At 46.0% G+C, this 12,923-nt stretch carries 11 protein-coding genes and 9 tRNA genes; 18 read left to right on the top strand and 2 right to left on the bottom strand.

Annotated elements, in window-relative coordinates:
* Positions 1 to 35: 35 nt before the first annotated feature.
* Positions 36 to 755, bottom strand: a complete 720-nt coding sequence (trmB, locus tag VR7878_RS17540) for a tRNA (guanosine(46)-N7)-methyltransferase TrmB (protein ID WP_077337330.1) — start codon at positions 753 to 755, stop codon at positions 36 to 38.
* Positions 756 to 1,025: 270 nt separating this feature from the next.
* Between trmB and mutY the strand changes: the two genes are divergently transcribed.
* The 12 genes from mutY (at position 1,026) to VR7878_RS17600 (ending at position 5,003) form a co-directional block, all read left to right on the top strand.
* On the top strand, positions 1,026 to 2,045 hold the full coding sequence (mutY, locus tag VR7878_RS17545) for an A/G-specific adenine glycosylase (RefSeq protein WP_077337399.1): 1,020 nt from the start codon (positions 1,026 to 1,028) through the stop codon (positions 2,043 to 2,045).
* Positions 2,046 to 2,114: 69 nt separating this feature from the next.
* Entirely contained in the window at positions 2,115 to 2,390 is a 276-nt protein-coding gene (locus tag VR7878_RS17550) for an oxidative damage protection protein (protein ID WP_077337331.1), read from the top strand.
* A 152-nt stretch (positions 2,391 to 2,542) separates the two neighbouring features.
* Positions 2,543 to 3,655 (top strand): membrane-bound lytic murein transglycosylase MltC, encoded by a 1,113-nt coding sequence (gene mltC, locus VR7878_RS17555; RefSeq protein WP_235862908.1) that lies wholly within the window; start codon positions 2,543 to 2,545, stop codon positions 3,653 to 3,655.
* Positions 3,656 to 3,789: 134 nt separating this feature from the next.
* A tRNA-Phe gene (locus VR7878_RS17560) sits at positions 3,790 to 3,865 on the top strand.
* A gap of 64 nt (positions 3,866 to 3,929) precedes the next feature.
* Positions 3,930 to 4,005: transfer RNA gene (locus VR7878_RS17565), tRNA-Thr, on the top strand.
* Between the two features lie 10 nt (positions 4,006 to 4,015).
* Positions 4,016 to 4,091 (top strand) — tRNA-Phe (locus VR7878_RS17570).
* Positions 4,092 to 4,096: 5 nt separating this feature from the next.
* Positions 4,097 to 4,172, top strand: a tRNA-Asn gene (locus VR7878_RS17575).
* 350 nt (positions 4,173 to 4,522) lie between these two features.
* A tRNA-Phe gene (locus VR7878_RS17580) sits at positions 4,523 to 4,598 on the top strand.
* Between the two features lie 24 nt (positions 4,599 to 4,622).
* Positions 4,623 to 4,698, top strand: a tRNA-Thr gene (locus VR7878_RS17585).
* 35 nt (positions 4,699 to 4,733) lie between these two features.
* A tRNA-Asn gene (locus tag VR7878_RS17590) sits at positions 4,734 to 4,809 on the top strand.
* Positions 4,810 to 4,816: 7 nt separating this feature from the next.
* Positions 4,817 to 4,892, top strand: a tRNA-Thr gene (locus VR7878_RS17595).
* Between the two features lie 35 nt (positions 4,893 to 4,927).
* Positions 4,928 to 5,003 (top strand) — tRNA-Asn (locus tag VR7878_RS17600).
* 70 nt (positions 5,004 to 5,073) lie between these two features.
* On the opposite strand, the gene djlA is transcribed toward VR7878_RS17600, so the two are convergent.
* Complete coding sequence (gene djlA / locus VR7878_RS17605) at positions 5,074 to 5,931, bottom strand: co-chaperone DjlA (protein ID WP_077337332.1); 858 nt, start codon at positions 5,929 to 5,931, stop codon at positions 5,074 to 5,076.
* Positions 5,932 to 6,077: 146 nt separating this feature from the next.
* On the opposite strand from djlA, the gene lptD reads away from it, so the two are divergent.
* From lptD to apaH, 6 genes are all read left to right on the top strand, one after another.
* On the top strand, positions 6,078 to 8,390 hold the full coding sequence (lptD, locus tag VR7878_RS17610) for an LPS assembly protein LptD (RefSeq protein WP_077337333.1): 2,313 nt from the start codon (positions 6,078 to 6,080) through the stop codon (positions 8,388 to 8,390).
* A 130-nt stretch (positions 8,391 to 8,520) separates the two neighbouring features.
* Positions 8,521 to 9,813: a peptidylprolyl isomerase SurA gene (gene surA, locus VR7878_RS17615; protein ID WP_077337334.1), complete on the top strand. Its 1,293-nt coding sequence runs from the start codon at positions 8,521 to 8,523 to the stop codon at positions 9,811 to 9,813.
* Positions 9,803 to 10,795, top strand: coding sequence for a 4-hydroxythreonine-4-phosphate dehydrogenase PdxA (gene pdxA / locus VR7878_RS17620; RefSeq protein ID WP_077337401.1), 993 nt, complete (start codon positions 9,803 to 9,805; stop codon positions 10,793 to 10,795). Before surA ends, pdxA begins: the two co-directional genes overlap by 11 nt.
* Before the next feature lie 3 nt (positions 10,796 to 10,798).
* Positions 10,799 to 11,608 carry a 16S rRNA (adenine(1518)-N(6)/adenine(1519)-N(6))-dimethyltransferase RsmA gene (rsmA, locus tag VR7878_RS17625; protein ID WP_139344139.1) on the top strand — a complete coding sequence of 270 codons (810 nt, stop codon included), beginning with the start codon at positions 10,799 to 10,801 and terminating at the stop codon, positions 11,606 to 11,608.
* 51 nt (positions 11,609 to 11,659) lie between these two features.
* A complete protein-coding gene (gene apaG / locus VR7878_RS17630) occupies positions 11,660 to 12,040 on the top strand; it encodes a Co2+/Mg2+ efflux facilitator ApaG/CorD (RefSeq protein WP_077337335.1) in 381 nt (126 codons plus the stop codon).
* 61 nt (positions 12,041 to 12,101) lie between these two features.
* The gene (gene apaH, locus VR7878_RS17635; protein WP_077337336.1) at positions 12,102 to 12,923 is read left to right on the top strand and encodes a bis(5'-nucleosyl)-tetraphosphatase (symmetrical) ApaH; all 822 of its coding nucleotides are present in this window, start codon (positions 12,102 to 12,104) and stop codon (positions 12,921 to 12,923) included.

Consider the following 12,923-nt stretch of genomic DNA (forward strand, 5'->3'; position numbering starts at 1 on the left):
TGAGTGAACGCAGGCTCTGCGACTCGACTACAGCATTATTCAATACAACGGAACTGGATATCCCAGACCCCATGTCCCAGACGGTGGCCACGTTGCTCAAACTTGGTCAGCGGGCGCTCATCCGGCCGGGGGATAAAATCACCATCGGTCGCGACATTGGCATAACCGGGGGCCTGATTCATGACTTCGATCATATGTTCAGCGTAGTTTTCCCAGTCGGTTGCCATATGGAAAATACCTTCTCCGACAATCAACTTCTGACGCACCATCGCCGCAAATTCAGGTTGCACGATCCGGCGTTTGTGGTGACGTTTTTTGTGCCACGGGTCAGGGAAAAATAACTGTACCCGATACAGACTATGCTCAGGAATCATCTGCTCGAAGACTTCAACCGCATCGTGGCACATAACCCGCAGGTTAGTCACTCCCGCCTCGCGCACAGCAGCCAGACAAGCCCCGACACCCGGGCTATGAACTTCAATTCCGATAAAATTCAGATGTGGTGCATTTTTAGCCATTTCAACCAAAGAAGTTCCCATACCGAACCCGATTTCAAGTACCACAGGGTTGTCATTGCCAAACACAGACTGCCAGACCAGTTTTTGCGGCTGAAAGTCGATTCCCATTACAGGCCAGCACTCGTTCATCGCAGTTTCCTGACCTTTGGTCAGACGCCCTTCGCGGCGAACAAAACTGCGAATTTTACGCATGACTTTACCATCATCGGTATATTCGTTGGTTGTTACTTCACTCATGGGGTTCTCGCCTGTTTTCTCACTCCCGGATATAAGGAGGTGTGATTATCCAAAGAATGCGTGTCTGTTCAAGTCCTGAACTGAAAATTATATTGGATTCGGCTTAATTTATGTGTTTTACAACGCAACTTTTCTGTGCTGCAATCAGCGTTATTTCATCAGGATCTGCGTTCATCGTCGCTTGAGATGGATACAATCGTAGAGTCTTACTACGGGCTAAACGGCCATTGATAAAAATCATTCATTCAAAAAGAAAAGTCAGCAATGCAAATGCAATATCCAATCTCGCCACAACAATTTCAGCAACACCTGATCGACTGGCAACGATCTCACGGACGTCATGATCTGCCGTGGCAACTCAATCCGACACCGTATCGTGTTCTGGTTTCTGAAGTGATGTTACAACAGACACAAGTGATAACCGTGATTCCTTATTTCGAACGCTGGATGGCGAGTTTTCCCAGTGTTGAGATACTGGCTCAGGCCACGGAAGATGACGTCATGCAGCACTGGCAAGGGTTGGGTTACTATTCCCGGGCGAGAAATCTGCGTAAAGCGGCGCAATACATCATGACTCAGCATCAGGGACAATTTCCGGATTCGCTTGAAGCGCTGCTGGATATTCCCGGAGTCGGCCGATATACGGCCGGTGCAATTCGTTCCTTTGCCTATAATCACTATGGGCCGATAGTTGATGGTAATGTCAAACGACTATTCTGTCGTTTTTTCGCCCTTGACGGCGTTCCGGGAACTTCAGCAGTTGATAAGCAACTCTGGCAACTGGCCGAAACATTCACACCGGAAACCGATAACCGAGCTTTTGCCCAAGGTTTGCTCGATATCGGTGCCACGGTCTGCAAACCCAAGAATCCCGACTGCGAACACTGTTGCTTTCAGAACACTTGTCTGGCTTTAAAACATAGCCGAGTGCATGAGTTACCGACCCCCAAACCGAAAAAAACCATCCCGACGAAAACAGGGCAGTTTCTCTGGGTGGAATCAGACAATAAGATTTTACTGGAAAAACGGGCAAGCGATGGGATTTGGGGCGCACTCTGGTGTCTGCCACAAATTCATCTGCAACCCGAACAGTTAGGTGAACATAAACAACTGAAAGGCACGTTCAAACACACATTTACTCACTATAAACTGGATGCAAATGTTTGGATGATCGACCGTTTGGGCATTACGGAACCCCAACAGCAGTGGGTCGAAAAAAGTGAAGTATTCAAGCTTGGATTGCCGACGCCGATAAAAAAATTCCTGACCCGTCACCTTGAGGGCTGCTGAAGTGGCAGGAAATTGGACTCTCTGGTATAACATCAGTAGTTTTTAACTCCAAACAATGAGGATATCCTTATGAGCCGCACTGTTTTTTGTGCACGTTTGAAGAAAGAAGCCGAAGGGCTGGATTTTCAACTTTATCCCGGCGAATTAGGGAAAAAAATTTTTGATTCTATATCGAAAGAAGCATGGGCCGAGTGGCAACATAAACAGACGATGCTCATTAATGAAAAAAAACTGAACATGATGGATCCGCAACACCGTCAACTGCTTGAAACGGAAATGGTCAATTTTCTGTTTGAAGGTAAAGAAGTTCACATCGAAGGCTATACACCACCCAGTGAGTCGTAAATTGTTGTTCACACAATCAGCGAGAGTTGCGATTGTGTGAACACTTCCCCGCACAGGTGTTATTGATGATCAATTTGATTCGACATTTTTTTTCGACGCACTGTGTTGCGTTCAAGAAACAAACCACCCGACGCAGGATGCTGCTTCTTCTCGTGATTCCATTATTCACCAGTGGCTGTAGCCGCGAGTTGATCGAAAAAATATACGATGTGAACTACGAACCGACCAATCGCTTTGCTAAGCATTTAGCCCCCCTTCCCGGCCAGTTTATGAAAGATGCGGCCGCGTTAGATGCCCTCATCAGCAGCTTCACCGGGAAAATAGAACATCGCTGGGGAAGTAAAGAAATTAAAATTGCCGGCAAAACAAACTATGTTAAATATATCGACGACTATCGTAGCCGTGCCGATGTTAATTTCAATCAAGGACAAATTACTGTCGAGACTGTCGCGACGACCGAACCGTTGGAACATCTGAAAAAAGCGATCGTCACCACCCTTCTGACACCGGATGATCCCAAACACGTCGATCTGTTCTCATCCGAGAAGATCGTTCTCAAAGGCAAACCATTCCTCTATAAACAAGTCGTCGATCAAGATCATAAAGCGATTCAGTGGAGCTGGCGAGCCAATCGATTTGCCGATTACCTGATCAAAAATAAGTTGCAAGTCAAACAGGTCGATTTCAAAAAATCTTATTATGTTGAAATTCCGATGGTGGAAGATCAAGTTGAAATTCGCAGCTACAAATATGCCAATATTATCCGCCGGGCGTCTCGAAAATATGGCATACCGGAAGATTTGATTTACGCCATTATCAAGACAGAAAGCAGCTTCAATCCTTACGCGGTGAGCTGGGCCAACGCTTATGGATTGATGCAAGTCGTGCCGAAAACCGCAGGAAAAGATGTCTTTCAACGCATCAAAAAGCGTTCTGGGCAACCTTCTCCTGAATATCTGTTCAATCCGGAGAACAATATTGACACCGGAACTGCCTATTTCTATATCTTAAAACATGATTATTTGAATTCAGTCGCAAATTCGCTGTCTCTCGAATACAGCATGATTTCTGCTTATAACGGTGGTGCCGGTGGTGTACTCCGTACGTTCAGCCGCAATAAAAAAACGGCATTGAGTAAAATCAACCGTCTGCAACCCAATCAAGTCTACTGGGCGCTGACTAAAAGACATCCGAATTCAGAGTCCCGTCGTTATCTGGAAAAAGTAACGCATTACAAAGAGATGTTTAATTCGGGACAGCTATAAATGAATCTTGAGTGAGTAAACCGTCTGCATTGTGAACGACAAGGTCAAAAATCATGCAAACGGTCACTTTTTTCATAGAAACGTGAAAAACTAGTTGACGATTGACGTGTAAATCCGTTTAATAGCGCTCCGTTGCCCGGATAGCTCAGTCGGTAGAGCAGGGGATTGAAAATCCCCGTGTCGGTGGTTCGATTCCGCCTCCGGGCACCATAATTTATTTAATCTGGTGCTCAATAAATCGGATTAAAGCAAAAGCATTGAGAATAAATATCGTGCCGGCTTAGCTCAGTAGGTAGAGCAACTGACTTGTAATCAGTAGGTCGCCAGTTCGACTCCGGCAGCCGGCACCATTTATTCCATGCCTCGATAGCTCAGTCGGTAGAGCAGGGGATTGAAAATCCCCGTGTCGGTGGTTCGATTCCGCCTCGAGGCACCATCTTTTCCCCCTTAGTTCAGTTGGTAGAACGGCGGACTGTTAATCCGTATGTCGCAGGTTCGAGTCCCGCAGGGGGAGCCACTTTCTCAAAGCCACAGCAATTGCTGTGGCTTTTTTATTATCGGGTTCCCTCCCCTTGTATTCCGAATTTTTCACGTCATCAAAATCGGCGCTCAACATTCTGGCCACTTTTATACGCTCAGCAAAAGCCGTGACCGAAATCCATTTCCAAGTAAGTCCTCCCCTTTTCAATTCCCGCTCAGTCGTACAAAATTCAGGGACAATTTCTCGTATTTCTCCCGCTACCTGCGGATAAGATATCTCAATAAACCTCTATTTCTGGGGGACTTGGGCATAAAAGCAACAAACGATACTTTTTTTGCATTTTGTTGTTGACCTTGTCTGAGAAAAACTTTTTAATACACCCCGTTGCCCGGATAGCTCAGTCGGTAGAGCAGGGGATTGAAAATCCCCGTGTCGGTGGTTCGATTCCGCCTCCGGGCACCATGAATAATTTGAAAATGATTAAGCGCCGACTTAGCTCAGTAGGTAGAGCAACTGACTTGTAATCAGTAGGTCGCCAGTTCGATTCCGGCAGTCGGCACCATCATTTGCATAGACGAGAACGTCTTAAAAGTTTATTCCCCCTTAGTTCAGTTGGTAGAACGGCGGACTGTTAATCCGTATGTCGCAGGTTCGAGTCCCGCAGGGGGAGCCATATTTTAGCCGGCTTAGCTCAGTAGGTAGAGCAACTGACTTGTAATCAGTAGGTCGCCAGTTCGACTCCGGCAGCCGGCACCACAATTTGCATAGACGAGAACGTCTTAAAAGTTTATTCCCCCTTAGTTCAGTTGGTAGAACGGCGGACTGTTAATCCGTATGTCGCAGGTTCGAGTCCCGCAGGGGGAGCCACTTTAAAAAAAAGCCACAGCATTTGCTGTGGCTTTTTTTGGTTTGGCTGCGCTCGCAACCTCAGATCAACTTAAAAACCTTTGGCTTTTTTAATTAACTCATAAGCCTGCTGAATTTCCTGAGATTTTTCTTTCGCGACGGTCATCATCTCCGGTGGCAGACCTTTCGCCATCAATTTATCGGGATGATGTTCATTCATCAGTTTCCGATATGCTCTTTTTACCGTTTTTGCATCAGCAGTTTCATCCACCCCCAACACATGATAAGCATCGCTCAGATGATTCGCATTATAGGCTTGGTTGAAACCACCACCCTGCCGATTGTCTTGATAACTCTCTTGTCCTGAATTCGCATGACGTTGAAAGCGAAATGCCGCTTCCTGCATTCTCAGTCGCTGCTCAAGCTGCGCCGCTGAGAATTCCAGTCCCCGGGCAATTTTATGCAGAATATCCCGTTCACTCGGATGAAGTTCCCCATCAGCAAAGGCTGCTGAAATCTGTAATTCAAGAAAAAATTGAATTAAATCACGTCGTCCGCCAGTCGAGCGCATCACTTGCTCAAGGACCTCTTCCAAAGGAAAATCAGACTCTTTTCCTTCACGGAATGCTTCTTGTGCCGAGCGTTGTTGCGCATCATTGAGATTCATCCGATCCATCATGATGGTTGCTAAACGAATCTCTTCTTTTGTGACTTTTCCTTTGGCCTTGGCAACATGGCCCATCACCGAAAAAGCGGCACGAAAGAACTCCTCCTGACGCTCTTCCTGAGATGCACCACCATGACCTCCGACCGAAGAAAATGGTGATCCTTGATACTGTCTCCGGGCTTTATCAAACTGATGTCCAAGAAAAAGCCCGAAAATGGCTCCCAGCGGCCCTCCCAGCAATAAACCAAAAAAAGTACCCAAAAATTTGCCTAAAATATGCATTATTGACTCTCATTCTATGAATTTTTTACGAGTTGCGCAGTCTACTAGTGCTGTATGATTGAATTTCCATTATGATTAGAGACATTTTTAGTTCAACTGATGCTGATCATCCGAATCAACTCAATTTAACAGGATAACACAACTAGATGTCAGACTTTCCTCGTTCGTTGCTAGCAGCGTCGATCTGTGCAGCACTTTTTATCCCATATAGTTATGCAGAAACAGCTCCGCAAAGCAATACGGTTACTATCGGTCAGTGCCGTGCCGGAGACATCGAACCAACCAACCAGAATGAGCAACCCATTAATGTTGAAGCGGATAAGCTCGAAGCAGTTAATGGTGATAAAGCAACATACGTTGGTAATGTTGTCGTCGTTCAGGGTAAAAAGCGGATGAGTGCCGATACCGTCACCCTGCATCAGAAAGATAACATTGTGGTCGCACAGGGGAATGTCAAGTTCGATGATGGTGAAGTTCAGGCCGTCTCTGAGCGGGCAACCAATAATCTCAACACCGACCAGCTGACTCTGGAAAAAACCAATTACCACTTTCTCTGCCAGCCCGGTCGCGGTGATGCGGTTTATGTCGCCAAAACAGGTCAGGCAATGTATGAGATAGAAGATGGCTCAATCACGTCTTGCCCTGACGGTGATAATGCCTGGCGTTTAAAAGCATCCAGTATTTCAATTGATCAGAATGAAGAAACCGCAACATTTTATAATCCCCGAATGGAAGTACTGGGCGTTCCCCTATTCTATTTGCCATTACTACAAGTGCCGATTGGGGACACACGAAAAACCGGATTTTTGTACCCGACATTTTCTTTCGGTTCAAAAGACGGCTTTCAACTGAATGTTCCGATTTACTGGAACCTTGCCCCTAACTATGACTTGCAGACCGATCTGAAATATATGGAAAACCGGGGCACCCAACTGAACAGCCATTTTCGTTATTTGAATACTTTTGGAAGGGGCGATATTACTTATGAATATCTGCCGGATGATAAAAAATATCCGGAAAAAGATGATCGCTGGGGATTCCAACTGACTCATTACGGCATTTATGATCAATCCTGGGCGCTTGCAGTCAATTATGCCGAAGTCAGTGATATTGATTATTTTTCAGATCTGGGCTCAGAAATAGGCACCCGGCAAGATGGCCAGTTAACTCAGGAAGCCAGTGTCAGCTACCGTTCAGCTAACTGGGATCTTTCTCTGCTTACGCGGGACTTCCAGATCCTGACGACAACGGGTAACCAACCGTACAAATTAATGCCTCAGGTTGCATTTAACTATTACGCCCCGGAGCTGATGCGCTATCTTGATTTTGACTTAATTAGCCATGTCTCAAGATTCGATACTGATGAAAATGGTGCCCCTTCTGCAACCCGTGTCCATATTGAACCCGGCATCAAGATTCCGCTCGGGGCAACCTGGGGAACCTGGACAACAGAGGCACGCTTACTTTCAACCTATTATCAACAAGATTTAGATAACGTTGATCCCTCTAAAGGCTATAAAGAAAATGTCTCCAGAGATATCCCTGAGTTTCGCTCAAATCTCGGCCTGATTCTTGAGCGGGATACCGTCGTTTTAGATGGTTATACCCAGACACTAGAACCTCAGGTGCAATATCTTTATATTCCCAAGAGAGACCAGAGTGATATTGCCCGTTACGATACGACACTGTTACAGACCGACTACTATGGTCTGTTCCGGAGCCGTAAATACAGTAGCGTTGACTTTGTCGCCCCAGCCAACCAAATTAGCTATGGGGCTGCATCGCGCTTTTTCGACGATCAGTATAAAGAACGCTTAAATATCGCTTTTGGGCAAATATTCTATTTGGATAAAGGCCTTAAAAATAACTTGAATAATTCAACCACCGAAAACTCAGATTATTCGGCCTGGGCTGTGGAAATGGATTTCAACTATGACGACGCACTGTTCTATCATGGTGGTATCCAATATGATGTTGATACCTCTCGCGTACAGTTGTCTAACAGCACACTTGAGTACCGGCATGATAAGGGCTTTATCCAGACCAACTACCGCTATGTCACCCAAGATTACATAGAAGATACCGTCGGTGACACGCTGGACGTCAATTCTCTGACCAAAGATGGCATTTCACAACTTGGTGTCGTGGCACAATACAATCTCACACCGAAATGGCAAACGAAGGCGCTCTACTATTATGATCTCACCACAGACAATCCATTAGAATGGCAGGCCAACCTGACTTATCTGTCTGACTGTTGGTTTATCGGCCTGACGTACAGCCGGGAACTGGATAAGTGGACCCCTTCATTTCAACAATACCCTGATGCCGAAGCAAGATATGAAAGCAACCTGAGTGTCAATATCGGTATCATTGGCTTGGGAACGAATATGACGCATAACAATGAATTACAGTCGAATGCAATTGGTTATGGACGCCCCTTCGTGCTAAGTAACTAATGCAATACACCCAGAGCAATAGTGAGGCCATCGTGCCAACCTATTGCTTGCATATTAACGTTTGTAAATCATTATATCTTTGAATAATCAGTAGCATATTAAGATATATGCCTAATCAATAGGATTTTCGATGAAACTGTGGCAATACTTTCTAATCACAATCATCAGCCTTTATAGTCTGAACATCAATGCAACCCCGGTCGAACTGGATCGTATGGCCGTGATTGTGAATGACAGTGCGATTTTAACCAGTGATATAGAAACAGAGATGAAGCTGTTTAAAGCGAATGCTGCGCATCACCATCAGACGCTTCCGCCGGACGATATCATTCGTGCACAGGTGGTTGATAAACTCATTTCAGACACACTGCAAAAGCAGGAAGCCGACCGTATCGGGGTAAAAATCGACGACAATCGTTTAAATCAGGCGATTGAAGAGATAGCCAAGCAGAATGACCAAACGGTACAGGAATTGAGAAAATCAATCGAAAAAGCCGGGGTCAGCTACGGGACTTTCAGAGAAAAAATCCGTGATGAGATCGCTATTTCTGAAGCACGTAATGCCCTTGTGCGCCGTAGAATTAATATTTTACCGGCAGAGGTAGACTCGCTGGCAGATATTCTCAATCAAGAAACAGATACGTCCGTTCAGTACAAAATCAGTCATATTCAGCTCCGTATCGATAATGACAATGAGAAGTCTAAAGTCGAAGCGCTGGCAAAATCATTAGTCCGCCGGCTCGCCAAAGGCGAAAGTTTCAGAACATTGGCACTCACCTATTCCAAAGGCCCTAAAGCACTCGAAGGCGGAGACTGGGGCTGGATGCGTAAAGAAGAAATGCCGACCATTTTCGCTGATCAGATCAAGATGCAAAACAAAGGGACGATTATTGGCCCGTTCAGAAGTGGCGTCGGACTCCATATTCTGAAAATTGATGATGTGAAAGGATTACAAACCGTATCCGTCACGGAGGTCAATGCACGTCACATTCTGCTTAAAACCTCCATTATTTTAAGTGATGAGGGTGCGAAAAAAGAGCTGAACTCATTCATTCAGAAAATTCATAATAAAGAAGCGACTTTTGGCGAACTTGCTGAGCAATACAGTCAGGATCCGGGGTCAGCATCACAACAAGGTGAACTTGGCTATCAGTCACCTGATATTTATGTGCCGGAGTTCAAACATCAGATTGAGACCTTGCCTGTTGGTCAAATCAGTAAACCATTTAAAACCGTTCACGGCTGGCATATTGTCGAGGTCTTAGGGCGTCGTCAGGTAGATAAGACCGATGCCGCACAGAAAAATAAAGCGTACCGAATCTTGTTTAATCGTAAGTTTAATGAAGAATCCAGCACCTGGATTCAAGAGCTGAAAGCAAGTGCCTTTATTGAACGGCTCAAGGACAATGGAAATGACAATTAAGCGTATTGTAGTCACCGCCGGAGAACCGGCGGGAATTGGTCCGGATTTAGTGCTGGCACTCTCTCAGGAAGACTGGTCACATCAAATTGTGGTCTGTGCAGATAAATCACTATTACAACAACGGGCTGCTTTGCTGGGTCTCAATGTTGCACTCAATGATTATGACCCTGCACAACCTCCGGTTGCGCAAAAGGCTGGCTCACTGGTCGTAGAACATATCGCACTGGCAACGCCTGTCACTGCCGGACAGCTTGATGAAACCAACAGTCGCTACGTACTGCAAACACTGGAAAGAGCCACAGAAGGCTGCCTGAGCGGTGAATTTGATGCCGTCGTCACAGGCCCTGTCCATAAAGGTGTGATTAATCGTTCCGGGGTTGCCTTCAGCGGACATACCGAATTTTTTGCAGAAAAATCAAATACCCCGCTAGTGGTGATGATGCTTGCGACAGAAGGGCTTCGGGTTGCGTTGGTGACAACCCATATCCCTCTCGCTTATGTATCAAAGGCCGTCACCACCGAGCGTCTTAAAAGCATTATTCGTATCCTGCATAAAGACCTGAAAGAGAAATTTGCGATTGATGACCCACACATTTACGTGTGCGGACTGAATCCTCATGCAGGGGAAGATGGTTGCTTAGGCAGTGAAGAAATAGAAACCATTACACCGACACTAAATGCATTGAGAGATGAAGAAAATATACGCCTTACCGGGCCACTGCCGGCCGATACGATATTTCATGACAAGTATCTCGAACAAGCTGATACAATTTTAGGTATGTATCATGACCAAGTGCTTCCTGTACTAAAATATAAGGGATTCAGCCGCTCGGTCAACATCACGCTGGGGCTGCCTTTTATCCGGACGTCGGTTGATCATGGCACAGCTTTGGATCTTGCCGGTACCGGCACTGCCGATACCGGCAGTTTGAAAACAGCTTTACAGCAAGCAATCGAATTAGTAAATAAGCAAACAAAGTAATTAATGATGATAAAAAATGATGTCCACTTAGGGCACAAAGCCCGAAAACGCTTCGGTCAAAACTTCCTCAATGATCCTTATATCATTGATGGTATTGTTGCGGCGATTAATCCGAAGCCCGGACAAAATCTGGTTGAAATCGGTCCCGGTTTAGGGGCGTTGACCGAGCCGGTCGGGAAAGAAGTCGATAAACTCAGCGTCGTAGAACTGGATCGGGACTTAGCCGAACGGCTGAAAAACCACCCCGACCTGAAAGACAAACTATCGATCTACGAAGCAGATGCGCTCAACTTTGATTTTAGCCAACTGGTACAGTCTCAAAACAAACTGCGTGTGTTTGGTAATCTGCCATACAATATCTCAACACCCTTGATGTTCCATTTGTTTGAATTCCAGAATCAAATTGAGGATATGCACTTCATGTTGCAAAAGGAGGTTGTCAACCGACTTGCAGCCGGGCCGGGAACCAAAGCCTACGGACGCCTGACAGTCATGACTCAGTATTATTGTAAGGTGGTACCGGTACTGGAAGTACCGCCGGAGTCGTTTGTCCCGCCACCGAAAGTGGACTCAGCAGTTGTCCGGCTTGTACCACATCAGGAGTTACCTTATCCTGCAACCAGTCTTAAATGGCTCGACAGAGTCTGTCGGGAAGGATTTAATCAGCGACGTAAAACTGTACGTAACTGTTATAAATCACTACTTGATGTTTCAGTCTTAGAAGAGCTAGGGATCAATCCGACTAGTCGTCCGGAGAATCTGTCCCTCAGTCAGTTTGTCGCAATGGCAAATTGGCTCGACAGCAACAGCTAGCAGCATGATTGCCGCGGTACTAACCGCGGCACGGCCGAGTAAGGAGATTATATGGATATATCCAAACCATGCATTAAAGTGCAAGTTCATACCAAATATATCCCCGAACAGTCACTCCCGGAACAAGATCGGTATATTTTTGCGTATATCATAACGGTGAAGAATCTCAGCCAGGAAACGGTGCAACTGATCGGACGCAGATGGTTAATCACAGATGCCAACGGGAAACAGATGTCCGTAGAAGGTGATGGTGTCGTCGGTGAACAACCCCATATTGCAGCCAATGACGAATATACCTATACCAGCGGAACCGCTCTCGAAACACCGGTTGGAGTCATGCAAGGACAGTACATTATGCATGACAGCGAAGGAAAAGAGTTTACGGCAGAAATAGACCCTTTTCGCCTCTATGTACCGCATATTCTAAACTGATCACCTAAACAAATTGATAAACGAATTGTTTTAATGCTTGCAACGAACAGGAGCGATTGAATTGGCAAATTATATTGTTGGCGATCTACAAGGATGTCTGGACGAACTCGAACTACTCCTTTCCCAAGTTGAATTCAGCCCACGGCATGATCAACTGTGGATTGCCGGTGATCTGGTTGCCAGAGGCCCTAAGTCACTGGAAACGCTCCGATATATTAAAGCATTAGGAACATCCGCCAAAGCTGTATTAGGCAATCATGATCTCCACTTGCTATCAATTGCGCTCGGCATTCATCCGCTGAAAAAGAAAGATCGCACCGCAGCTATTTTTCAGGCTCCGGACCGAGATGAGCTGCTCGAATGGTTACGGTTCCAACCCCTTTTGCAAGAGCATCCAGAGTTTGTCGTCTGCCATGCCGGTATCTCACCACAATGGGATCTGCCGACAGCACGTCAGGCTGCACAAGAAATTGAGTCACTACTCCGGAGTGCTCAATGGCCGTGGATTATCGAACATATGTATGCAAATATGCCCAATCAGTGGCATGATTCGCTGTCAGGTCTGGAACGCTACCGCTATATCATTAATGCCTTTACCCGAATGCGTTTCTGTACTCCCAGTGGCGCTCTGGATATGGACTGTAAATTACCACCTTCTGAAGTCGACCCCAGTCAATTGCGCCCATGGTTTGATCTGCCAAGAGCAATCCCTATCGAAAAACGTATTATTTTTGGTCACTGGGCGGCATTGGAAGGATGTGTCAGAAAAGATGTCATCGGACTGGATACCGGTTGTGTCTGGGGTGGTTCATTGACCATGATCCGCTGGGAAGATCAACAACTGTTCAGCCAGCCCGCCGTGACAGAAACTCAGGTGCGTTAA

The organism is Vibrio ruber DSM 16370, assembly GCF_900163965.1.
Taxonomy (GTDB): domain Bacteria; phylum Pseudomonadota; class Gammaproteobacteria; order Enterobacterales; family Vibrionaceae; genus Vibrio; species Vibrio ruber.

Bases quoted from the DNA above. Each gene is read 5' to 3' on its own strand.
- trmB (WP_077337330.1), bottom strand. From the start codon at position 755: ATGAGTGAAGTAACAACCAACGAATATACCGATGATGGTAAAGTCATG.
- mutY (WP_077337399.1), top strand. From the start codon at position 1,026: ATGCAATATCCAATCTCGCCACAACAATTTCAGCAACACCTGATCGAC.
- VR7878_RS17550 (WP_077337331.1), top strand. From the start codon at position 2,115: ATGAGCCGCACTGTTTTTTGTGCACGTTTGAAGAAAGAAGCCGAAGGG.
- djlA (WP_077337332.1), bottom strand. From the start codon at position 5,931: ATGCATATTTTAGGCAAATTTTTGGGTACTTTTTTTGGTTTATTGCTG.
- lptD (WP_077337333.1), top strand. From the start codon at position 6,078: ATGTCAGACTTTCCTCGTTCGTTGCTAGCAGCGTCGATCTGTGCAGCA.
- surA (WP_077337334.1), top strand. From the start codon at position 8,521: ATGAAACTGTGGCAATACTTTCTAATCACAATCATCAGCCTTTATAGT.
- pdxA (WP_077337401.1), top strand. From the start codon at position 9,803: ATGACAATTAAGCGTATTGTAGTCACCGCCGGAGAACCGGCGGGAATT.
- rsmA (WP_139344139.1), top strand. From the start codon at position 10,799: ATGATGATAAAAAATGATGTCCACTTAGGGCACAAAGCCCGAAAACGC.
- apaG (WP_077337335.1), top strand. From the start codon at position 11,660: ATGGATATATCCAAACCATGCATTAAAGTGCAAGTTCATACCAAATAT.